The organism is Halorarum sp. SLYT50, assembly GCF_059821265.1.
Genome location: NZ_CM187555.1, coordinates 1,363,799 through 1,385,006 on the forward strand (window position 1 = coordinate 1,363,799; position 21,208 = coordinate 1,385,006).

The 21,208-nt window shown below is 61.9% G+C and carries 18 protein-coding genes and 2 tRNA genes; 11 read left to right on the forward strand and 9 right to left on the reverse strand.

From position 1 onward, the window contains the following. Positions 1–21 precede the first annotated feature (21 nt). Positions 22–92: transfer RNA gene (locus AC6RUA_RS07195), tRNA-Gly, on the reverse strand. A 188-nt stretch (positions 93–280) separates the two neighbouring features. On the opposite strand from AC6RUA_RS07195, the gene AC6RUA_RS07200 reads away from it, so the two are divergent. Both AC6RUA_RS07200 and AC6RUA_RS07205 read left to right on the forward strand, forming a co-directional pair. Further along, complete coding sequence (locus tag AC6RUA_RS07200; RefSeq protein ID WP_499815251.1) at positions 281–1,111, forward strand: NAD+ synthase; 831 nt, start codon at positions 281–283, stop codon at positions 1,109–1,111. Positions 1,112–1,250: 139 nt separating this feature from the next. Beyond that, positions 1,251–2,579, forward strand: coding sequence for a hypothetical protein (locus AC6RUA_RS07205; protein ID WP_499815252.1), 1,329 nt, complete (start codon positions 1,251–1,253; stop codon positions 2,577–2,579). A gap of 22 nt (positions 2,580–2,601) precedes the next feature. Here AC6RUA_RS07205 and AC6RUA_RS07210 read toward each other — a convergent pair whose 3' ends face one another. Both AC6RUA_RS07210 and AC6RUA_RS07215 read right to left on the reverse strand, forming a co-directional pair. Continuing rightward, a complete protein-coding gene (locus AC6RUA_RS07210; protein ID WP_499815253.1) occupies positions 2,602–3,192 on the reverse strand; it encodes a thioredoxin-like domain-containing protein in 591 nt (196 codons plus the stop codon). A gap of 43 nt (positions 3,193–3,235) precedes the next feature. Further along, positions 3,236–3,931, reverse strand: a complete 696-nt coding sequence (locus AC6RUA_RS07215; RefSeq protein ID WP_499815254.1) for an enoyl-CoA hydratase/isomerase family protein — start codon at positions 3,929–3,931, stop codon at positions 3,236–3,238. Between the two features lie 60 nt (positions 3,932–3,991). Here AC6RUA_RS07215 and AC6RUA_RS07220 point away from each other — a divergent pair, with 60 nt between their 5' ends. From AC6RUA_RS07220 to AC6RUA_RS07235, 4 genes are all read left to right on the forward strand, one after another. Continuing rightward, positions 3,992–4,654: a DUF7114 family protein gene (locus AC6RUA_RS07220; RefSeq protein ID WP_499815255.1), complete on the forward strand. Its 663-nt coding sequence runs from the start codon at positions 3,992–3,994 to the stop codon at positions 4,652–4,654. A 101-nt stretch (positions 4,655–4,755) separates the two neighbouring features. After that, a tRNA-Thr gene (locus AC6RUA_RS07225) sits at positions 4,756–4,827 on the forward strand. Positions 4,828–4,899: 72 nt separating this feature from the next. Continuing rightward, positions 4,900–8,484 (forward strand): hypothetical protein, encoded by a 3,585-nt coding sequence (locus AC6RUA_RS07230; RefSeq protein ID WP_499815256.1) that lies wholly within the window; start codon positions 4,900–4,902, stop codon positions 8,482–8,484. 454 nt (positions 8,485–8,938) lie between these two features. Continuing rightward, entirely contained in the window at positions 8,939–9,220 is a 282-nt protein-coding gene (locus tag AC6RUA_RS07235; RefSeq protein WP_499815257.1) for a hypothetical protein, read from the forward strand. A 322-nt stretch (positions 9,221–9,542) separates the two neighbouring features. On the opposite strand, the gene AC6RUA_RS07240 is transcribed toward AC6RUA_RS07235, so the two are convergent. The 6 genes from AC6RUA_RS07240 to AC6RUA_RS07265 all read right to left on the reverse strand — a co-directional run bounded on the left by AC6RUA_RS07240 (position 9,543) and on the right by AC6RUA_RS07265 (position 14,399). After that, positions 9,543–10,511, reverse strand: a complete 969-nt coding sequence (locus AC6RUA_RS07240; RefSeq protein ID WP_499815258.1) for a DUF8453 domain-containing protein — start codon at positions 10,509–10,511, stop codon at positions 9,543–9,545. Between the two features lie 60 nt (positions 10,512–10,571). Further along, the gene (locus AC6RUA_RS07245) at positions 10,572–11,786 is read right to left on the reverse strand and encodes a hypothetical protein (RefSeq protein WP_499815259.1); all 1,215 of its coding nucleotides are present in this window, start codon (positions 11,784–11,786) and stop codon (positions 10,572–10,574) included. Between the two features lie 876 nt (positions 11,787–12,662). Next, the gene (locus AC6RUA_RS07250) at positions 12,663–13,016 is read right to left on the reverse strand and encodes a type II toxin-antitoxin system PemK/MazF family toxin (protein WP_499815260.1); all 354 of its coding nucleotides are present in this window, start codon (positions 13,014–13,016) and stop codon (positions 12,663–12,665) included. Next, on the reverse strand, positions 13,013–13,384 hold the full coding sequence (locus AC6RUA_RS07255; RefSeq protein WP_499815261.1) for a MarR family transcriptional regulator: 372 nt from the start codon (positions 13,382–13,384) through the stop codon (positions 13,013–13,015). Before AC6RUA_RS07255 ends, AC6RUA_RS07250 begins: the two co-directional genes overlap by 4 nt. Positions 13,385–13,616: 232 nt before the next feature. Beyond that, positions 13,617–14,096 carry an ArsR family transcriptional regulator gene (locus AC6RUA_RS07260; RefSeq protein WP_499815262.1) on the reverse strand — a complete coding sequence of 160 codons (480 nt, stop codon included), beginning with the start codon at positions 14,094–14,096 and terminating at the stop codon, positions 13,617–13,619. 90 nt (positions 14,097–14,186) lie between these two features. After that, positions 14,187–14,399, reverse strand: coding sequence for an ArsR family transcriptional regulator (locus AC6RUA_RS07265; protein WP_499815263.1), 213 nt, complete (start codon positions 14,397–14,399; stop codon positions 14,187–14,189). A 149-nt stretch (positions 14,400–14,548) separates the two neighbouring features. Between AC6RUA_RS07265 and AC6RUA_RS07270 the strand changes: the two genes are divergently transcribed. The 5 genes from AC6RUA_RS07270 (at position 14,549) to AC6RUA_RS07290 (ending at position 21,193) form a co-directional block, all read left to right on the forward strand. After that, positions 14,549–14,995: a hypothetical protein gene (locus AC6RUA_RS07270; RefSeq protein WP_499815264.1), complete on the forward strand. Its 447-nt coding sequence runs from the start codon at positions 14,549–14,551 to the stop codon at positions 14,993–14,995. 66 nt (positions 14,996–15,061) lie between these two features. Beyond that, positions 15,062–16,930 (forward strand): TrbL/VirB6 family protein, encoded by a 1,869-nt coding sequence (locus AC6RUA_RS07275; RefSeq protein WP_499815265.1) that lies wholly within the window; start codon positions 15,062–15,064, stop codon positions 16,928–16,930. Continuing rightward, positions 16,927–18,060, forward strand: a complete 1,134-nt coding sequence (locus AC6RUA_RS07280; protein WP_499815266.1) for a TraC-like domain-containing protein — start codon at positions 16,927–16,929, stop codon at positions 18,058–18,060. The genes AC6RUA_RS07275 and AC6RUA_RS07280 overlap by 4 nt, the downstream gene beginning before the upstream one ends. Continuing rightward, positions 18,057–20,003: a VirB4 family type IV secretion system protein gene (locus AC6RUA_RS07285; protein ID WP_499815267.1), complete on the forward strand. Its 1,947-nt coding sequence runs from the start codon at positions 18,057–18,059 to the stop codon at positions 20,001–20,003. The genes AC6RUA_RS07280 and AC6RUA_RS07285 overlap by 4 nt, the downstream gene beginning before the upstream one ends. Next, positions 20,000–21,193, forward strand: coding sequence for a hypothetical protein (locus tag AC6RUA_RS07290; RefSeq protein ID WP_499815268.1), 1,194 nt, complete (start codon positions 20,000–20,002; stop codon positions 21,191–21,193). Before AC6RUA_RS07285 ends, AC6RUA_RS07290 begins: the two co-directional genes overlap by 4 nt. The last annotated feature ends 15 nt before the right edge of the window (positions 21,194–21,208 follow it).

Genomic DNA, 21,208 nt, shown 5'->3' on the forward strand with positions numbered 1-21,208 from the left:
AACGGACGCGAGAGCGTTCGATGCGCCGTCCGGGAATTGAACCCGGGCTATTAGCTTGGGAAGCTAATGTCCTACCACTGGACCAACGGCGCTCCCTTCGGTCGCGCCGAGACCCACGTCGCCTCGCTGCGTGGACCGACGGCGCTCTCTGCACCCACTCGTTCCCCACCGCGACACTTCAACTAATCGGTCCCTCGCGCCGGGGAGGGAACTGGACGAGCGGTCACCGACGCCCGAACGGAGGGTGGCTATTAGTCCGTCGACGCCGAACGAGCGTTCGATGAGCGAATCAGTCCTCCTGAGCGAGGAGACGCCGCTCGACCTCCGGCTGTCCGACGCGGAACTGGAGGCGACGTACGACCACGTCACCGACTTCGTCGAATCGCAGGTGGAGACCGCCGGGATGTCGGGCGCGGTGCTCGGCCTCTCCGGCGGCATCGACTCCACGACGGTCGCGTACCTCGCGGTCGACGCGCTCGGGGCCGACGCGGTCCACGGCCTCGTGATGCCGGGCGAGGTCAGCACGGACGAGAACATGAGCGACGCCGAACGCGTCGCGGAGGACCTCGGCATCGAGTACGACGTGGTCGAAATCGAGCCCATCGCGGAGGCGTTCTACGACGCGCTCCCGTCGGCCACGGACGAGCACATGGCCGAGAGCAACGTCCGCGTTCGGGTCCGCGCCGTACTCAACTACTTCCTCGCGAACGCGGAGTCGAAACTGGTGCTCGGGACGGGCAACCGGAGCGAGTCGGCGACCGGGTACTTCACGAAGTACGGCGACGGGGCGGTCGACTGCCTCCCCATCGGGAACCTCTACAAACAGCAGGTCCGCCAGCTCGCACAGTACGCCGGCGTCCCCCACGACCTGGTGATGAAGACCCCCTCGGCGGAGATGTGGACCGGACAGACCGACGAGGATGAACTGGGCATGGACTACGACACGCTCGACGCGGTGCTCGCGCTCCACGTCGACGGGCCGCTCTCGACGGCCGCCACCGTCCGGTACGTCGACGTGACCGAGGACCAGATCGCGCGCGTCGAGGAGCTGTACGAGTCCTCGAAACACAAGCGCTCCATGCCGCCGGCGCCGCCCGAACTGTCGCTGTAGCCCACCCGAGTCGGAACCTGCTCGTCGACCCGAACCCGTTCGAGTCCGTTCGAATCCGCGTCGCGTCCCGCTCGCGGTCCCCCGCCACTCGCGCCGGACGCGTGAGAAAGCATTTACCGGCCGCACGGAACCGTCCGCCGTGTCCCGTTCCGACCGCCCCTCCCTCCCAGTCGCGCTCGCCGCGCTGGCGCTCCTCCTCGTCGTCACCGCGGCCGTCCCGGCGGCCGCGAGTCCCGCGCCCGTCTCGGCCTGCCCCCCCTGCGACGAGGGGTTCGTCCGCGCGGCCGCGAGCCACGGACTCGACACCGACGTCCGGCGCAGCGAGGCGACCGTCCGCGTCCACCGGAACGGCTCGGCGACGTGGACCGCCCGCGTCGTCCCGACGAACGGGTCCGTCCTTGACTCGCTCGCCGGGAACGCGTCGCTCGCTCGCGCCGTCGCCGGCGACAGTTTCGGCGTCCGCTACGGTGCCGGTATCGACCACGAACTCCGCTCCGCGCGCGTCGTCGACGGGGCGTTCGTGGTCCGCTACCGGACGCTCGGCGTCGTCCGCGACGGCCCCGCCGGCACGAGCCTGCTCACCTACTTCCGCGACGACCCCGGGGCGTACGTCTACTGGGGTCTCGGCGCGGACGAACTGACCGTCGTCGGTCCGCCGGGAACGACCGTCGCGCACGGTTTCGGCGCGGTGGACGGCCGGCGGCTGACCGCGACGGGACTCCCCGACGCGCGCGACGGCCCGTTCGTCGTCTTCGCGCCGGCCGGAGCGCCGGTACCGGGTCTACTCGGGTCGGCGGCGGTGCTCGACGCGCTCGCGGGCGTCGTCGCCCGGAACCTCCTGTTGTTCGTCCTCCTGCCTGGCGGGGTGCTCGTCGGCGGTCTGGCGCTGGTTCGGCGGACCGTCGACCCGTCCACCGAGCGGAACCCCACGCGACTCGGCGCGGCCGTCACCGTCTGCGGGGCAGCCCTGTTCGCCGCGACTCTCTTGCTCGAGGGCGACGCCCTCCCGGCGCTGACCGGGAACCTCCTCGTCGGCGGCGTCGCCGGTGGGGTGCTGGCCGCGCTCGGGACCGCTGTGACGGGTCCAGGGGTCAGAACGCGGCTCTCCGTCGGCCGACTGGTCGGCGGCGGCGTCGCCGCCGCGGTGGTCGCAGTGGCGAGCGGCGCGTCGCTCGACGCGGACGTGCTCCACGCGACGCTGTCGCTCGGTGTCGCCGCACTGCCGGTCGTGACCGCCGTCGGACGGACCGACGCCCGCGGCGACGCGGTCGGAACGCGTCTCCTCTCGGGTCTCGCCGTGGTTCTGTTCGGGTTACTCGCGGTGAGCGCTCCCCTGACCGCGCTCGGTGGCGCGCTGTTCGTCGTCGTCCCGATTCTGCTGACGATAGCGGCGGTCGGGGTCGTCGTAGCTGCGGTCCCGCTCTACCTCCTGGGGGGGGCGAGCGCTCACGCGTCGACTCTCGTCTGACTCCGCCACGACGGCGACCGCACTACCGGACCGGGTTCTCGGGACCGCGGCCGAGGTACTCCGCACAGAACGCCCGCATCACCTCGACGTCGTACTCCTGGAGCCGCAGGATGTGCCGCCAGGCGGTGAGCGCGTACGGCGACTGGGGGTTCTCGTACGGGTAGGGGACGACGATGACGCTCCCCCACGGGTCGGTGCGGTTCCTGACCCACTTCTGGAGGCTCGCGCGCGCCTCCTCGGTGAGCGCGTCGGGACGGTAGTAGACGACGACCGCGCCGTGTTCGAGCGAGTGGACGACGTTGCCGAGCGGCCGGGGCTGGTCGTAGAAGCCGACCTCGAGCGGGCTCGAGTAGTGCGGTCCCGACAGCGGGGGCAGTCGCGCGTAGTCGACGTTCGTCCCCGAGGCGACGTGTTCGGTCCCCTCGGAGGGGAACGACTGCACGTCTTCGAGGAGCGACTGGTCGCCGCTGTCCGGGAGGTTCGACGCCTCGGGACCACCGCCGCCGCCGAGGAATCCGAGACAGCCGGCGGTCGAGACGAGCGCCGCCGTCGCCGCACCGGCGAGGACGCGCCGCCGCGTGACGGGAGTACCGTGGTCGTGGGGACCGGTCATGCCCTCCAGTATGTGACCGAGTAGTTCAACGTTTCCGGTCACGTCAGCGCTGCCCGTCGGACGCGCCGAACCGGGCGTCGTGGAGCGCGGCGAACGCCTCGCGTTCGGCCCGCTCGCGCTCGTCGCGGGGAGCGTCGTCGCGCAGCCGCTCTTTCAGCGTCTTCAGCGCCTCGGGCGCACCCTCCGCGAACTCCGCCGCGACGGTGGCGGTGTCCGGGACGACGCGGGAGACCAGCCCCGTCCGCAGAGCCGCCTCCGCGTCGAGCGCGCGTCCCGAGAGCGCGAAGTCGAGCGCGTCTCCCTCGCGCATCACCCGGCGGAGGCGGACCGTCCCGCCCCACGCACCGAACAGCCCCAGGCGGACGCCCGTCTCGGCGAACGTGGCCTCGGGGGTAGCGACGCGCACGTCACACGCCAACGCGAGTTCGACACCCCCGCCGCGGGCCGCGCCGTCGACGCCGGCGACGACGACGGACGACGCCCCTTCGATGGCGGACGCGACGCGCTGGCCGTGCGCGGCGAACGCCGCCGGGTCCGTCAGGGCGGCGACCACGTCGAGGTCCGCGCCGGCACAGAAGGCGGAGCCGGCACCCCGGAGGAGGACGACCGGTTCGGTCGCCTCGACCACGGCGGCCTCCAGCGCGTCGAGGTCGGCCGGGCGGAGGGCGTTCCGGACCGCGGGCCGGTCGATGGTGACGGCGCGGACCGCGCCGTCGGCGACGGTCGCCGAGCGTATCATGCGCCGGGATTGCGGGCCGTTTCCAAAGGCCTTTGCCCGTGCCGGCGCAAGGGAAAACCGATGGACGACGCCGTGCGGGTCCGCGAGGCGGCCGGCGAGGCGCTGGCCGACATCGAGCCGGTCCCCCTCCACGAGACGCTGACCGGCCGACTCGCCGACGCCGAGATGACGCCCGGGGTGTTGACGCTCGTGAGCGCCAGGGCGCTCGACCCGGACGGGGGCGTCGACGGCGTCCGCGAACACGCCGCCGGCGTCCAGCTCATCTACGAGGGGCTCCGGCTCACCCGCCGGCTGGCGCACGAGGAGCCGTGGGCCGCGGTGGACCTGGACGCGGTCGGCGACATCGACGCCGACCTCGACGTGCTCGCGGCGGACGTGTTCGTCTCGCGCGGCTTCTACCTGCTCGCGCGGACCGGCGCGGCCGAGAAGGCCGTCGACACGGTCCGCGCGTTCGGGCGCGACCAGACGCTCCGGCGCGACGCCGCCGACGGGGCGGCGGGCGAACTCGACCGGAACCTCGAGGCCGACGTGTTCGAGTTGGCCGTCGTCACCGGGACGGCGGCCGTCGGCGCGCTCGCGCCCGCGGAACTGCTCACGTACGCCGCGAACCTCGCGCGCGACGGCGACGAGCCGATGCCGCCCGTGAGCGCGCTCCCCGAGTCGGCCGGCGAGCGCGTCGCCGCGCTGGCGGAGGACCGCGTCGCCTCGTCGGCCGACTCGTGAGTCGACTCGGTGGGGGAGCGAGTGACGTCGCGTGCCTCGGTCTGGCACGGACTGTCGAAATCGAAACGCCTAAAGACAAATCGGGCAAAGCAGTGGTACGCGCCTGGGTAGCTTAGCGGTAAAGCGCGTCCTTGGTAAGGACGAGAGCCCGGGTTCAAATCCCGGCCTAGGCTTACTGTACTTTGGTTAAATCCTGCGTATAAAAAGGCCCACAGTGGCCATACCGTCGATTTGGGGGTGCTCGCGTGAGGCGCACCGTCCCCGCGGACCAGCAGTGCTCGATGCCGTCGTGCGAGCAGGAAGCCACGACCACCGTCGGCGCTGGTTCGCTCTGTGACCACCACGTCAAGCGACTGGGCGTGGACACCGGAGACTCGAACTCCGACGAGACGGAAACCGCTGAGAACCCTTCGTTTGCGGCGTCTTCGACACCTCAAGCAGAGGGAGCAACGTACGCAGACCTAGCCACTAACGGCCGGCAAGACGATGCGGCGGTCGACCTCCACGGCGTCGAGCCCAACACCTTCCCCACCGATCTCGCCGAACATGGCGCCCGCTGGTTGCTCTGGCAGTACAGCGACGACCGAAAGGTGCCCCGGAACCCCAGCTGGGGGTACTCGGATCAAGCCGTCGGCTACGCGTTCGTCGGCGCGAAGGACCCCAACGCTTGGTTCGATTTTGAGACTGCCAGCAACTGGGTCGACCACGACGACGACCTCGGATTCGCGTACTACCTCACCGGTCCCGACCGTGACGACTGGGACGACGACGAGAAGTACGCCTGGGTGGATCCCGAGGAAGACGTGCCCAGGGAACCGCACGTTGGCCTCCTCGACTTCGACGACATTCGCGACCCAGAAACCGGCGACATCGCCCCGGGCGCTGTCAATCTCCTGGAGCAGCTGGCCGGGACATTCTGCGAGTGGTCTCCGTCGGGGACAGGCGCGCACGCACTCGGTGGCTTCCGTCTCCCGGAGGGCGTGACGACGCTCACGATCGACCTCTCGTCCCCGGAATGGCCGGATGCCGAACTCGAGATGTATCCCGGTCATCGGTACACCACGGTCACTGGTGACCACATCCCCGGTACCGAGACGTCCACGAGAGACATCCAGGGCATCGTCGACGACATCGTCGCCACCCATCCAGGTGCCCTCGACGCGGCACGTGCCACCGCTCCCGGTGATCGGCCGGACGAACTCGACCGCACGCCCGACCTGTCGAAGGCCGAACTCGCCGACATCGAGACCACGTCCGAGATCCAGGACGTGTTCGACGCCATCCAGCACACCGGACCGGCCGACATCCAGCTCCGGTCGACCGTCACCCACGAACGGAGCGACGGGAGCCTCGATCTCGATCCGAGTTGGGCGCAGTCGAAGAGCGGTACTCGCCTTGCGCAGGTTGACCGTGGTTGGGTCTACCGCAAGGGGATGCACGGCCTCGATGCGCTCCAGGTCGTCGCCCTCGAGGAGAGGATCATCTCCTCGGAAACCGAGTATCCGAGCGACGAGGACTTCTGGGCCGCCGTCGACGCACTCCGCGATCGCGGTGCCCACATTCCGAAGTACGAACCCGACGGTGCCGACCCAGTGAGCGCGCTCCCACTCGCGAAGCTGGACGCCCTCGATGACGACGAGCGGCAGCGTGCTGCGGCGGCTCAAGATATCGAGTGGCCGTCGACCGACGAGGCGCGCGAGCGTCTCTGGAATCGTCTACTTGACGCTATTCGGCATCAGGAGGAGGTCGTCATCGACGCCCCGACGGGACTCGGTAAGAGCTACACCGTCGCGACCGAGCCCTGGCTTCACCATGCGGACTGTACCGGCGAACAGCCGGTCGTCCACTTCAGCCCGACCCGAGACGCTCGCGATGCTGCCATCGAACACAGTCGAGAAGCCAGCGGTGTGACGCACGCAGTCCTTCGGGGACGAAAGGAAGCGTGCCCCGTGGCCCACGGCATCCACGATCCGTCGGAGGAGGACGAGAAGGACGAGACCGTCGAGATCACGATGAATCGGACGCCCGCCTCCCAGTGGTTCGACGCTGTCTGTGACGGTCGTGGTGTCCCGTTCTCGACCGCCCACGCGTATCTCGCCGAACACAACGACCAAGACATCGAACTACCGTGCTCTCGTGGAGACGACCCGTGCCCCGCAATCGGCCAGTGGGACGGACTCCCACGAACGGAGGAGGGAGATCCTGCCGTCGACGTGATCCACGCGACGCACCAGTTCGCGTACGTGCCCGGGCTCACCCAGTCGTGTAACGTCATCTTCGACGAGCGGCCGGATTTCGCCGTCGACGGCGACCACCTCACAAACGACCGCATTCAGCGCGCCGTTACGGCGTTCCTCGAAGCGGCGGGCGCGCCGGTGACCACATGGGAGTCGTTCGTCCAATTAGCGCGGACTGCGTACGGACAGGGCGTCCACGGTGACGTCCTTCGAGAAGCGAACGCGACGGCGGCCGTGTTCAACTACGAACCGGACCGGGAGTGGTATCTCGAACATCCCGACGCCCACACGCTCGCACCCGCGTTGACCGATGCTATCTGGTCCGCGTTGGCGCAGGGCTTCGACGAGAACGGGCGTAGCGTGGGTACCGTCACTCACGACCCGCCCCGACTCGATGCTAACGCTCGCGACGACGACGGCTGGTCGCGGACGTGGGTCTCCGTCGTCGTCGACGACAACAACCGCGTACGTACCGTTCGGAACGTTCCTGACCTCTCGACGGCGCGGTGCGTGGTCGGTCTCGACGCCCATCCCAGCGTCCCGCTGTGGCAACGCAACACCACTACGGACATCGTCCCCGATCGCGTCCTCGACGTCGACGAGCGCCGACTCTGGCGGCGATACGAGCGCGGCCTCAAGGTCGTCCAAGTTGGCGCCGCCGTCCGGCCGCTCGCTAGTGGTGAGTACTTCAACCCCGATGCGACGCGAGTGCTCTTGGATCACCTCGATCACCACTTCGGCGACGCGTTCGACACCTGCATCACTGCCGCGAGCGTCGAGCACGAGGTCGAACAGCTGATGCGAGAGGTCGGTGTCGACGACCCCGAAACGATGCACTTCGGCGAGGAGCGATCCCGCGACGAGTTCGGCGATCGCGACGTGGGACTCGTCCACGGATCGATCGACCCGGGCGACGACTACGTGTTGAACCTCCTCGCCGAGTGCGACCTCCACGCCGAGCCAGAAACCGTGGAGTCAGCAGATGGGGAACAGCAACGCGCACATGGACGTGGCTTCGTCGGTCCCGATGCCGACACGGCCAGCGAGATTCTCGCTTCCGTTCGCGAGAATCACGTCGCACAATCCGCTGGTCGATACGCACGAGACGCCGACGACCCCGACAATACAGCCACCGTCTTCGTCCACACCAGTGCCGTGCCGGCTGGGTTCGCGGACTGCCGAGTGCCTGGCGTCGAGTGGGTTGCGACCGACGTGCAGCAGGTCATCATAGAAGCCCTCCGGTCGCGACAGTCTGCTACTGCCCGAGAGCTCGCGGAGGCGACGGACGTGTCGAAGCGGCACGTCGCCAAGACCCTCTCTCGGCTCCTCGATGACGACCTCGTCAGCTGCCACGAGGGCGAAGGAGCACACGGCGCGGACGTGTTCCACGCTGAAGACGCTCCGACGAGTGGTGTAGTCGACCTGGGCGCGGAGGAGATCGCTAATAGTGCCGTATGGGGCTCCAATACGTGGTCGTTCGCGATCGAAGCCGTCGAGGCACCACTAGAAGAGCCCACTAGGCCTGGCGACACTCCAACCACGACACGGGCCGTGTCACTAGCAGCGTTCCAAGACGGCCCACCGCCGGAGTAGGCGGCTGCTCTCCGGCCTGTTCGCCTCCTTTTGTGAGCGACAGCACTACGGTTTCCTGTTCGTCGTCCTCAGTCAGGCGAAGCCAACAAAGCAGGGAGTCAGGACTCGTCAGCCGGTATTTCAGAGATCTGTGCTTTGTTGAAACCCTCATCGGATGACAGGGATCACGTGCTGCATATAGAGCGTGAGTTCAGCACGAATGTTCCCGTCCTGTCACGGAAATAACTAAGGGATGCCCTCCGAATTATCAGGCGTGTCCGTCGTTGCCCTCCTATAGACGGCAGCTGCAGGGGTCTGACCGTAGGAGATGCTGTTCAGTGTCACCGGGTTACCCCCGTTTTCGGCCTCGGCGCTCCTACTCATATCCACGCGAGGGAAACGATGCGAGCCTTCGACCATCCAGCGGCACATCTACACCGTGACTCGGCCCTGCCACTACACCGGAGAGTGCCCGATGGACCGCGACCTCGATGAGTGCGAGGCAACGTCCTACAACACGTCGAGCAAGTGCCCCGGCTCGGTCGGTCGGCACGCGTTTCGGCGCGGGTACGTCACCGAGGCAATAGAGAACGAGGGCCGGCGACTCGCCGATGAGTTGGAACGGGCCACCGAACACGAGGATGGACTGGACGACGACCTGCGCGGCCTCATCGAGTGGTTGCGCAACTGTGTCGATGTGCTCGACAGCGAGATGACCGAGGAGCGGTTGTTCATCAAGTACGAGAACATCACTTAACGCCTACTCAAAGTCAGTTAACCGAGCCTGCCTCGCTCTCGACTCTACCTTGTTGAGCAATTCCTGAAAGTGTAGTTTGCATAGTAGCCGGTACTTGGGAACTCTCTGTATGTCTTGAGCATTGACACTGCCATATTTGTCCCACCGTTTTGTCGTCCACGTCCCGTACTGCGCATACGACCCACAGTGTACACAGGTAGCATCGGCGTTCATCAAGTCATCCAAACAGTCCTCACAGAGTCTTAATCGACCGGGTTCATTCCAACTGAGATGTACAATGTCGTACTGCGTACTTCCGCTATTACAGACAGCACATCGCCGTTTAGCGAACAAATTCATCGAGAGTTCGGTTCTGTCCAGCAGACGGAGGCTGACTTGCTACACCTCTGTCCTCATCATATTTAATCGCGCCAATGTCTCTCAGGGCTTTGAGCCGATATTCAACATTCCCTTCACTGATTCCAGATAGACTATTTAGTTGGGATTTGTCAATCTCATCGTGTTCTTGGATTAGTTCATACAGAATTTTGGTCTGCTCAGTTCGGTGCTTCCAATTCGCCGCCCTATCACGATTTCTTTCGTATCTGGTGAGTTTCTTGAAATCTTTTCGGATTTTCTTGACTTCGTTGCTTAGTTCCTCTAGCGGTTCTTCATCCCAGATTTCATTGGCTTCAGACCGTTCCGAGAGAACTCCGAAATCCACGCTCCCGTCAAAATGAATCCTCTCGTCAAACCTATCATAGCACCAAATATCGTACTCTATCTCGGTTGAAGAATCATTTTCATCAAGATAGTCGTGGATTTCATCAGTATTCAGTAGCCAGTTGTCACCATCAACAACTACTGGGAAACCGTATTCCTCTCCGGGAGGTAGACTGGGAATTTCCCAAGACCGTGTTTCTCCTGCAACAGTCCATTCTGCTTCGACATGGTATGCAGTTGCGTTCCCACTATTTCGAATTGCAAATTGAGCAGAAACGACATTCAAGGAGGTGATTTCACCAGTAAGATACGGCTTGAACTCCTGCTCCATCAGTCGCTCTTGGTTCTCTTGAATTTCTGTCTGCTGGGCGTAGAGAAGCACCAATGCGAAACTAAGAACGATTGAACCTACAGCACCAGCGATTTGAGCAAAACTATTTGCTTGGTATGGTGGGTTGATTGAAACAAGGTTTACCCATCCTGCATACTCAGTAATTGCCCAGATGATGCCGCTTACAACAAGAGAGTAGGCGGCCAAGGATACTCGATTGCTCCATATCCATCTCACTGAATTTTCGAGTTTCCCCATTGTATCAGTCAACCTCCCTCAACCCGCTTAGTTCTTGTTTGAGATCAAGGAGTGTCATCTCTAATCGTCAGACTCCTGTTCGCCCTCATATCTGTCAGTTGGTTCGGGTATCACGTTCTCATCGTAGAGTTCTCTGCTTGCTTCTTCGGGAGTCATTTCCTCTTTCTCAGCAAACTGGTAGGCTCTAACAATTCGAACCATATCCCTGATTTCGTATTTGAGGCGAAGGAATGGAAGCAACACGGCGTCAAATCGAGAAGTTGGGGTTTCATCCGATGGCGAGTGGTCTTCTCCGGGGCCAAAACTGAATTGCGAGAATACGTCCCACCCGTAGAGTTCAAGGCTCGCTTCAGACGGTAAGATTCCCTCGCGTTCGGCGATGTGGAAAGCGAACATCGGCCTTCTCAGTTCGAGTAGAAGTTCAATCGTTCCTGCACCCTCTCCGTTAATGTCTTTTTCAAATACCCAGTCAAGATAGAAGTCGTAGGCCGAGTCGTTGATGCTTCGCATGACTCGAAACATCAAAAGCGTCTTGACAACCTCAGCACCGCTTGACATGGTTCTGTTCCAATCCCGGTAAACCGCCAATCGAGCGAGTTCTCCCGAGTCCGCGGGGTCACGAACTAATACCATGTCCAAGGCCGAAAGGCGGAGGGTAACTACTAGTACGAGGGTCACCGATAGGCTCGCACCAACCGCTGGCGAACTGAGTAGTTCTGAGTATGGAACTATGGGTGAATTAGATGGAAGGAGCGTTACACCTGCAAGCGTGAGTCCGAGAACTGCCTCCCCGTTCGAAAGCCGACGCCCGGCGTCATCGTATGCCTGCCGCGTGTCCCGAGCGAGGGCTTCGGGAGAGTCCTTGATTTCAACGTCACCGCGCTCGTGATACTTGATTCCCCGTTGAACAACGTCTTCTCGTCGGTTTTTGATGAAGTCCTTTCCCGGATACAGTCCCAAGACCGCCTTCACCCATCCCATAAATGAGATGATAGTTCCGAGTCTTCGAATTGCGGTTGCAAACTTAGAGACACCCCACCCAACAGTAACCAGACACAACGCTCCTATGTCTACTACTGCCACCCAGAAGGAACGCCGGAACCAGACAAGAGCGGCATAGAGCACTGTTACTCCGACTGCGGACAACCCGACAAGGACAGTAGGATCCAGTATTTCGAGAAGTTGAGAGACGACAAGAGTCAGTACAACTGGGAGAACGCCAAAGAACAGAGCCGCGAGTAGACCCACCGCGACAAGAGCCAGTGCGTTGCCCATATATCAGTATCGACAGGAAGGGACAAAGAAATTTGACTGTCGTTCAGCCCTGCTTGGAACGACGGTTCAACGGATTCAATCGTAGTCCTCAATCCGTAATTCTCGTTAACCGCAGGACTGCGGCCGGAGAGCTCGGAGAAATCACGAACACTCAACCGGCAAGCGATGCTGCGCGATGGAGCGAACACACCGTTCTAACGGGCAAGTGGAATTAAATAAAAGCCGCGCCGTTATGGTACCGAACGCGCGTAGCGCGTATGACTCGCCGGGTATTGGCTCCTCCTGCTGACGGTCGCTTGAGTGTCTGGCACACCTCCACGTGGCTGCTCAATACCGTGACCGACTCGCGCTGTGTACTCAGCAGAGCCTCTGAAACCGATCCTCTACTAAGGATTTCAACAAAGCCGAAAGCTGTTTTATTTAGTCGCGGAGCTCCGCGACTGACCGACCGACCTCTCGGACGTGGTCACTTCGCTCGAGATCGAGTTCCTCGGCGAGGTAATCAACCGTCTCTTCGAGGCTCATACCCGAAAGAAGTCTTCCAAGCAGTATATACCTAGTGAACTCAGTCGAAATCCTCATCAGTTGATAGAAACGACGGGCAAGATACATCCGCTGTATCTGCCAATGAATGGAGAGGACTCGTACAATACTGTGAGATGCTCTGCCAACCTCTATAAGTAGCAGACTTCGCTGCATATCTCTGCACCTTCCCCAGCTGAACTCAGTAATGTGGTTCGCGAAGAATCAACCAACAATTGCGAGTTTCATACGAATCTGTTGGTTAAGTTGGATCGTGAGAACACCTTCCGACCGGGACGCTACTCCCAATATTCAGTCCACTGGCGCGCCGATGCCGATTGTTCCGATGAGCTGCTACGAGAGTTCGTCAATCAGAGCTTCGATGCTAGCCTCAAGTAAACTGTGAGCGATGCGGCCTTGCCAGAAATCGATATCCTCGCTTTCGAGCGACTGGACCCCCCACGGGACGATCCGGCTCTCCTCTGGCGTTCCACCACGCACCCAGTCCTCTGCAGCAATCTCGATGAGTCCGTCTAACCAGGATTTCGTCGTCAACGTGAGTGCGATGTATTGCTCGCCGTGGAACGGTCGGGTATCGTGGTTCGAGATAATGAGCCACGGGCGCGCTTCTTCCTCCCCCTTGAACGGGTCGTCACCATACACGATGTCGCCAGGTTCGTAGATTGGAGTACTGTCCTCGTCCGTCACGATTCGTCCTCGAGACTCGGATGTCGTTCGTCCGGCGAGTGCGCACGCCAGGCCTCCTTGTCCTCTTCACCCAGCTGCTCGTTGAACAGCGCCGTTGCTCGTTCGTAGCCACTATACCCGTCAAGACGGTCCTCATCGTCGGTAACCGCCCAGTACGTTGCCTTGTGTTCGACGAGTTCGCGGTCCTTCAACCGAGAGAGAGCTGTGCTGACCGCTCCTTCGTCGAGCCCGATCTGCGAGGCAATTTCACGAGCCTTGAACGCCCGATTGTCGTTTGCAGCCAAGAACCCGAGTACTTGGTCCGGGACGGAGAGCCCCTCAAGCTCGTCCTCACTCGCGTTCTCGAACGTCTCCCTATCGATCGACATCCTTGAGAAGAGGATAGGGATTCCAACGATAAGAGTGTTAGCTATGAAAGCTCCGAAAGGGGCGTAGCTACGAGATAGCCGATAGATAGCGTAATTCAATACACGATGTCGACTCAATCTCCGGGAAAGATTGACCGGTCGCTAAGACCGACCATGGTAGCTAAGAGCTACCGTCTGGTGTGCGAGAACTCACAGTTCAGAGGCACTCACACCGGATTCGCAGACTCAAACTCTATTTTCGCGCGTCAGGTGCGTCTATTTCCGGTTCGTCGAAATCAAGGGCTTCGATGACTGCGACGGGAAGCGCTGGTCGTGGTGCATTTTCGTGACGCAACACACGCTCTGACTTCCGCGTCTTCTCGTAGATAGCACGCGCAACCGGAACGCCGCGTAGGAATTTGTGCTCGTAGAGAATTTCGACCCCGCGCTCGGTCGGTCCCCAGAACTTCGATGGGAGATCTCGGGTCGACGCGTTCGGTTCATGCACATAGACTTCGAGAATCCCTGCCGCTTGTAGCGTCTCGAGGTGGTCGAGGATGGCAGCCTTGTTCTTTGGAATCATATACTCAAACTCGGCTTCCGACATGAGGTGAGCCGGATGGCCGAGGATTAGCTGCAGAATTAGATGCCGAGTCTCCTGGGAGAGCAGCTCACGCATTCGCTGACGTTCTTCAATGGGATCCTCGATTCCCTCCGTCACCCAGTCATTCATGCTTCACAGTAGCGTTCTCACCCGCATAATCGTCGGGGTCCATTGACTCGAGCCCGTGGATTTGACTGTTCAACTTGCGCTGTCACAGTATCAGCTCTCACCATCGCTCCGCGGATCGGTTCGCAGTTCGTAGAGTGCCGTGTTCTCGTGGATATTTTCGATGTGCCCTGCAGCAACCAGCAGCTTCAGTCGCTCGTGTACCTTGTATCGCGGTTCCCCCGTCGCGTCGACGAGAAACCCTTGCGTTCGGGCACCCTCGTTGAGTTCGTCCAGGATCGCTTCATCGAGGGTTGTTAGTTCCATTTTCCCTTATCTGGAGGCGCTTCCCATATCATTGTACATACTTTGCGACGATTAGTGGGTCGTCCTGGTGTGCGAATCGTAGTAAACTCTATTCAACGATACCAAGAATATAAGTCGCTATGATTCGTACTACGATTCGTAGTCAAGCCATGAGATCCAGCATTGACGACGACTCGGAGACGTCTGCCTGGGCAACTCGTGTTCGGGACCACATCGAACACAACCTCGCTGGGAGCGTTCGAGTCTTGACGCCAGCTGTGACTGCTCTCTTGACCCTCGCTGCGATGACCGGGCTCGCAGCTGCCCAGTCAAGTAGCGGCGGTCTGTGTGGAACGCCTGCAATCGCCCTGTTCGAGTGGGCGGCGCAAACCGGGGCCGGAGTCCTGTTCCTCGGTGGCCTGCTCTACGGCGGATTCAAGCATGCCCGTGCTGGGATGTCCCGCAACCCGGAACGGTCCAGTGAGCATCGGCGCACCGGTACTATGGCGATGGTTTCCGGGCCTATCTTCGGCCTCATCATCGTTCTCGGCGAACAGGCCGCCGGCGCTGCTGGCTTCAACGCCGCACAGTGTGCCCAACTGACGCCGTGGTTCTGACACTGGGAGACGTTCCGAACTGGTTCCACAGAGGCACGGCAGACACCAACGCCACCGTTCATTCTCATGCTTTCCACGACCGATATCGGCGCCGCATCTCATCCCCAAGTCAGCAGCCGTATTGCTGTGGTTCTCGCCATCACGCTTCTCCTGACCGGGTTCGTAGCGCCTGTGTTCGCTGCCGATCCTGGAACGACTCCTGGCGATCCTCCGACCAACACAACGACGTCGACGTCTTCGAATGGGAGTGCGACAACAACGCCTTCGAACCATCCCATCCCGGGAGTCAATCGTTCGGCGAACGCGTCCCAGAATGCGACTTCGTACGCTCCCTGTGCCGGCAAAGGGCCAATTCGAGGTGCGATCTGCAACGTCATCGAGAACACCAAGCGAAGCATCCTCGGTGGCGCGCTCGATGCAACGCAGAAACTCGCCCGTAGCACGGTCGAACTGATCCTCCGCCGACCAGTGCCGATGCGCGGCAGCGAGATCGTAGTCTTCAGGCCTCCGACGAACCAGCCACTGGCCGGCGCGTACAACGGCTGGACGTCGGTCGGCCTGCCGCTCGGGTTCCTCGTGTGGATCGTCGGTGCCGGCGTTGCACTCGCGAGTCGGTTTCGGCCGGAGGCAACGTTCGCCACACAGGGCTTTCTAATCGAACAGAATCTCGTCCGAAATCTCTTCCTTACTCTCGGTTCGTGGTGGGTCGGGGCGTTTATCCTCCACCTCGCGAACGGGCTGATCCTCGCCGTCGCGCCACGTGGAGATCAGCTCGTGATGGGTCCCCAGTCCGGCATCGGGACCCTCCTCGGGACGGGGCTGCTCGCAGGGTTGCTCTGGGTTGCGACGGCGGCGATCGTGACTATCCTCCTCATTTCGACCCTTCTCGCGTATTTCCTCTGTCTCACGTTCATGGTCTTCCTCCCGGTGTTCTCGGCGCTCATGCTGTTCGACACCGGCGGCGTGATGCAGACGATCGGACACTTCGGTCAGAAGGGATGGGGTATCTTCATCCGCGCGGCGTTTTTCCCACTCCCGGCGGCACTCGTCCTCGGTGCGGGGGCGTACATCGCGACCGGGACGATGGGCTTCGTCGAAAGTGCGGTCGGAGTTGCTGGCTTCAGCACGGTCGCCGGTACGATCGCGTTTGCCGTCGTCACCTTCGTGACTCAGCTCGCGGCGCTGGTTGCGACCCTCTGGATGCTCTTGGGATCACGAGCGGCCAGGACGACCGGTGGCATCATGGCCGGCATCGGTGGTGTCGCCATGTATTCACGAGCGAAATCCGGTGCAAAGACGCTTGCTGGCAAAGCGTCGATGCCGAACGTCGGCGGCGCGAGTTCAGCCGCCAGTTCGGCCGCAAGCAGTGGTATTCCAAGCGATCTGTTTGATCGGGGGACGTCCAGTCGTAACGGAGATGGAAGCGGTGCCGCAGTCGGAGCCGAGAGTGGTACCAACGCTGCCGGCGCGCTCGGTCCCGGGACGTCTAGTAGCAGTGGCGGTGGTCTCGCTTCCGTAGGAACGCCAACCGGCGGTCGCCCAAGCTCTGGTGGTACTACGACTGGCAGCACCTCCAGTGCTAAAACTGACGTAAGTGCCGATGCCATCGAGGGATTCGACTTAGTTGTAGTCGACGGAGAGGGAGACCTCTCGGACGGACAACGATACCAACCCGGATACGTCTCTGATGGTGAGTTCCAGCCAATCGAATCTAAGGGGCAGACTCGACAGCTAATCGTTCGGGAGCACGACCGGTTTGCCGCTGCCTACGACTCAGACGGTGACCATCCAGGTGTCCTCCACCGGGGCGAAGATGGAATCTTGTACGATACGAAACCAGTTGCCGGCGAGGACTGGGGTGTTAGTGCGGCCGAGGAGACGCAGATCAGTCGTGACTCGGTATTCGACGCTCGCGGTGAAGGAGGGTCGCAATGAGGGACCTTGGTCCAGGAGGCGACGGTCCAGAACGCCGGATTCTCGATGACGTTGGCTCTGACTCAGGATTCCTCGCATTCACTGAGGTGTCGAATGCCGACCTCCTGTTTCTCGTGCCAGCGCTCATCGTCGCGATGGTCACACTCGAAATCGTCGTCATCGTGACCGGCCGGTTCTTCGTTGGCGTCGCGCTCGCGCTCGCCGTTCTCGGTCTCGCTGGGGCGTATGTGCACGTTTGTCCCGACCACCGAACTCCAGTCGGCCTCATCACCGCGTTCGTCGCCCACCATCGACGAGAGAACACTATGACATTCACCAACACAACCGCTGAGACAAGTACCGAGACGCCACCGGATGCACGGGAGCTGACCCACGTCCGCGCGGTCGAAACAGAAGCCGATGCGATTCGTCGTCAGGACGAAACCCTCGTCGGTGCCGTCCGCATCGATCCAGCAAACCTTGCGCTCGCTGACCAAGCTCAATGGAACAGAGCGGCCCGAGGACTTGGCGCCGTCTTGAATGCACTCGACTATTCGGTGCAGATACACTCGTCGGCGCGGCGCGTCGACCCAGCTCGGATGACCGCTACGTACGACGATCGCCGGACCGACCCTGACGTCAAGTCGACGCCAGCACTCTCCGAAATCGTCGAAGTGTACCGACGGCGTCGACCGCAGGAGTTCCACGAACGCGGAACGAGCGTCCGCCAGTACCACGCCATCGTCCCGGTCGGAATTCAGGAGGTCAGCCTCGAGGACAATGCGTGGGTTAGCCGCCTGCAGAGTCTCCCGCTCATCGGGAGGTACCTTGGTTCAGTGGTCGCCGATGTGTTGCTGCGAGACGAGCGTCGCGAAGCGATCGAGGAGCGACAACGTACGATCCTTCGTGACCGGCGCACCCACCTCACAGAGCAATTGACGAGTGTCGAAGGTGTCTCCGCCCATCCTGTTACTGCGGCAGACCTCGCCACGCTCGTCGAGGAATACTGGTCCGGCAGCCGGACCGAGTACCCTGACGACGGTCCTCACCTTCGCACGACGCCCGTCATCATGAGCGAAAAGGATACCAAAGAATCGCATTCATCGAACGACACCAAGGGTTTCACTACAACGGATGGTGGCCGGCTATGAGCGTGTTCTCTCAACTAGGTGCACTCATTCCGGGAGTCAGTACCGAAACGACAGCAGACGACGGGACTGAAGACGTACCTACTGACGGTGGGACTCACCCCCACCGGGAAAGGATGCACGCGACACGAGTCGCACCCTCCGGTATCCGTCTGGAGACCGACACGGCACGAACGGGTGAGCGGTGGGTCAAGATTCTGTTCGTGACGGGATTCCCGGAGACTGCGTCGCCAGGGTTGCTTGACCGTATCTGCACCCATCCCAGCGCGGACGTCGATGTGACAATCTACGCCGATCCAGAGGATCCTCGCACGTCGCTCCTGCGGTTCGAGAGCGCAATCAAGTCACTCAAAGTGGACCACATCGAGGCGCAGGATCGCGGCTCAGCAAAGGCGACAGTGACGGAGCGCCGTATCCGAGACCACGAAGCAGTGTACACACAGCTGCAGGAGAACGCCCAGCGTATCCTCGATGTCGGTGTCTATCTGACCATCCGCGGTGACTCGAAAGAACAGGTCGAGACCACGGTTTCCAGTATTCGTGGTGAACTGCAGCGTCAGCGATTGACGACGAAGTCCGCAGCGTATCGACAGGGCGATTCGCTGGTGACGGGAAGCCCGGTCGCGAAGGACGACCTCGGACAGACGACGCCCATGCTCGGGCAAGCCGCCGGTGCGTTGTTCCCATTCGCTGCGAGCACTACGATCGAAGAGAGCGGCGTCCTCTACGGCTATCACGCAACGACCGACGCCCCCGTGTATCTCGATCGGTTCTGCCGTGAGAACGGGTATAACGTGCTGGTCGCCGGTGAGATCGGTTCGGGGAAGTCGTACGACACCAAACGACTCCTACTTCGCCGCGTAGCGAAGGACCGCGACACAGACATCGTCATGATCGACCCGGTCGGTGGGTTTGCGAGTCTGGCAGCTGGTCTCGACGCTGAGCACTACGTCATCGGCGGCACCCGGACAGTCAACCCACTCGAGATCCGGCCGACACCGGACTACCTCCTCGAACAGGAAAACGTCAGTCCGTTCATCGAGCGCATTAGCGCCGTAATGGCCTTCTTCGAATCGTTCTTCGGGTACGTCGGTGCTCCACTCGGCGACCGACGGCAGGTTCTTGAGCGGTGTATTCGGGAAGCGTACGCCCAGAACGGTATCACGGCCGACCCGACGACCCACCATCACGAGAGTCCCGAGGTGGGAGACGTGCGGGCTGTCCTCGGTGACGTCGCTTCCGACCCGACCGAGGTCCTCAACGGCGACGATTACTCAGACGGCGAACTCGACAAGTGGCAGAGCCACGCCGAGGATCTCCGCCTGAACTTGGAGCCGTTCACGTCCGGCGGTCAGTTCGCGTTTCTGAATGGACAGACCGAGGTCGACCTCACGGGTAGCCGCGTCATCTATCTCGACTTGAAGCAGTTCGGCGGTGGCTCCGACGAAGCACTCGCGGGACTCGTGATGCAACCGATGTACGACGCCGTCTACGAGCGCCTCAAGGCCGAATCAGGCAACACGATCATCGCCATTGACGAGGCCCACTACCTCGTCGAGTCACCGGGGAGCGTCGAGTGGCTCAAACGGACGACCCGCCATTCTCGCCACCTCAACCTGTCGCTGCATTTCGTCACCCAGGAACTCACCGATTTCTACGATACCGACGGAGCCGAGACGTTCATCAACCAGTCATCGATCAAGCTCCTCCACCGCCAGGGGAATCTCACTCCCGAACACGCCGACGCGCTTGGTCTGACCGACGCACAGGCCACGTTCGTCCGTGACGCTGTTGTCGGCAAGGAAGGTCTTGGGTTCAGCACTGCCCTCCTGGACATCGACGAGGGCGGGACCTACCCACTTCGTGTCACCGCACTTCCCGAAGAGGAGGCAATCATCGAAGCGGACGATACGTCTAGTGACCAACATGGAGGTTCGGCGCAATGAGCGGGTTCGCGCTCTTCGATACGGTTCCCGACGGTGACCGTCGCGGCATGAGAACCAATACAGTTCGCACGACATGTCCTCACATGGACCCCGACGAGTACACACCCATCAGGGAAACGCGGCGGACGGCGAATGTCCGCACGCCTCTGACACTGGAATATGATCTTCCAGCAGTGATGGACGAGGTACTCGGGCGGGAAAGCGCCACTTGCGAGGCCTGTCAGGAAACAGTGCATCACCCCGTAGGTGGCGATTTAGAAGATGGTGAGCCGTTCGTCATTCGAGATATCGTCGACAACGTATACAATATCGAAAATCGGGTTCTTCTGTGTCACTCGTGTGCGAATCGACCGACTGACGCGTGGAAGGCCGACGTCTGCGCCAAGCGAGTTCGTGAGCGTGACCATCCGCCTACTTGGCGTGATTATGTTGCGTACTGGCTGTCGGATCCGACTGCGACGTCGCTCTTCGCCCGTCGTATGGCCGGATGTCTCGTCGGACTAGTCGTACTTCTTGCACTCGTCGCCTCCGTAACCGGCGTCGTCGGAGCTCTCAGCGATACCGTAGCTACCGGCTGGGCTTGGGCTCGCGCAGTCGTCACGACTGCCAGTGAAGTCTCTTCCACACTTGTTTCCTACCCGTGGATTGTCGGTGGCCTCGTCGGTGTCGGGTATACCACCCATGCGGTCGAGCGCATCCGATACGATCCGCGCGGGTACTGCTCCCGTGAACACCGTCCGTGGGTAGTTTTCCTTCTCGTGGGTGTAACTGCAGGCATCGGTGCACTCGGCCTTCTATCCCTTTCGACAGGCCTGCTTCCAGCAACACCGCTTGCGCAGCTATTCACGGCAGTTGTCTGGTTGATCGGCGCTGCTGGTGTCGCTTGGTATGTCGACCTCGCGATTCGCCACGATCTCGCTATCGGCATCTGGCGACCCGCTCGCGGATGGTGGATGATTACTGGTCGAGTTGGACTATTGCCCGGTCTGTTAACCATCGTCGCTGGCATCCCGTTCCCCAGCATCGTCGCTCCGACCACGAGAGGAATTCTCGCTGCGATTCCTGCTGGCGTCGCGCTCGCGTTCGTGGGGTTGCGGCTTCCATACCACTCCCAGGCACGCGATGCCGTCCTCAACGTCCTCCCCGAGTGGATGCTCACCGTTCTCACCGATGACCGTCGCCGAGACTAGCACGCCAACCACGTA

Excerpts from the sequence above, each read along its gene's own strand:
- AC6RUA_RS07210 (WP_499815253.1), bottom strand. The coding sequence starts at position 3,192 with ATGACCGGTCCCCACGACCACGGTACTCCCGTCACGCGGCGGCGCGTC.
- AC6RUA_RS07235 (WP_499815257.1), top strand. The coding sequence starts at position 8,939 with ATGGACCGCGACCTCGATGAGTGCGAGGCAACGTCCTACAACACGTCG.
- AC6RUA_RS07200 (WP_499815251.1), top strand. The coding sequence starts at position 281 with ATGAGCGAATCAGTCCTCCTGAGCGAGGAGACGCCGCTCGACCTCCGG.
- AC6RUA_RS07265 (WP_499815263.1), bottom strand. The coding sequence starts at position 14,399 with ATGGAACTAACAACCCTCGATGAAGCGATCCTGGACGAACTCAACGAG.
- AC6RUA_RS07285 (WP_499815267.1), top strand. The coding sequence starts at position 18,057 with ATGAGCGTGTTCTCTCAACTAGGTGCACTCATTCCGGGAGTCAGTACC.
- AC6RUA_RS07240 (WP_499815258.1), bottom strand. The coding sequence starts at position 10,511 with ATGGGGAAACTCGAAAATTCAGTGAGATGGATATGGAGCAATCGAGTA.
- AC6RUA_RS07215 (WP_499815254.1), bottom strand. The coding sequence starts at position 3,931 with ATGATACGCTCGGCGACCGTCGCCGACGGCGCGGTCCGCGCCGTCACC.
- AC6RUA_RS07255 (WP_499815261.1), bottom strand. The coding sequence starts at position 13,384 with ATGTCGATCGATAGGGAGACGTTCGAGAACGCGAGTGAGGACGAGCTT.
- AC6RUA_RS07270 (WP_499815264.1), top strand. The coding sequence starts at position 14,549 with ATGAGATCCAGCATTGACGACGACTCGGAGACGTCTGCCTGGGCAACT.
- AC6RUA_RS07280 (WP_499815266.1), top strand. The coding sequence starts at position 16,927 with ATGAGGGACCTTGGTCCAGGAGGCGACGGTCCAGAACGCCGGATTCTC.
- AC6RUA_RS07260 (WP_499815262.1), bottom strand. The coding sequence starts at position 14,096 with ATGAATGACTGGGTGACGGAGGGAATCGAGGATCCCATTGAAGAACGT.
- AC6RUA_RS07245 (WP_499815259.1), bottom strand. The coding sequence starts at position 11,786 with ATGGGCAACGCACTGGCTCTTGTCGCGGTGGGTCTACTCGCGGCTCTG.
- AC6RUA_RS07220 (WP_499815255.1), top strand. The coding sequence starts at position 3,992 with ATGGACGACGCCGTGCGGGTCCGCGAGGCGGCCGGCGAGGCGCTGGCC.
- AC6RUA_RS07275 (WP_499815265.1), top strand. The coding sequence starts at position 15,062 with ATGCTTTCCACGACCGATATCGGCGCCGCATCTCATCCCCAAGTCAGC.
- AC6RUA_RS07290 (WP_499815268.1), top strand. The coding sequence starts at position 20,000 with ATGAGCGGGTTCGCGCTCTTCGATACGGTTCCCGACGGTGACCGTCGC.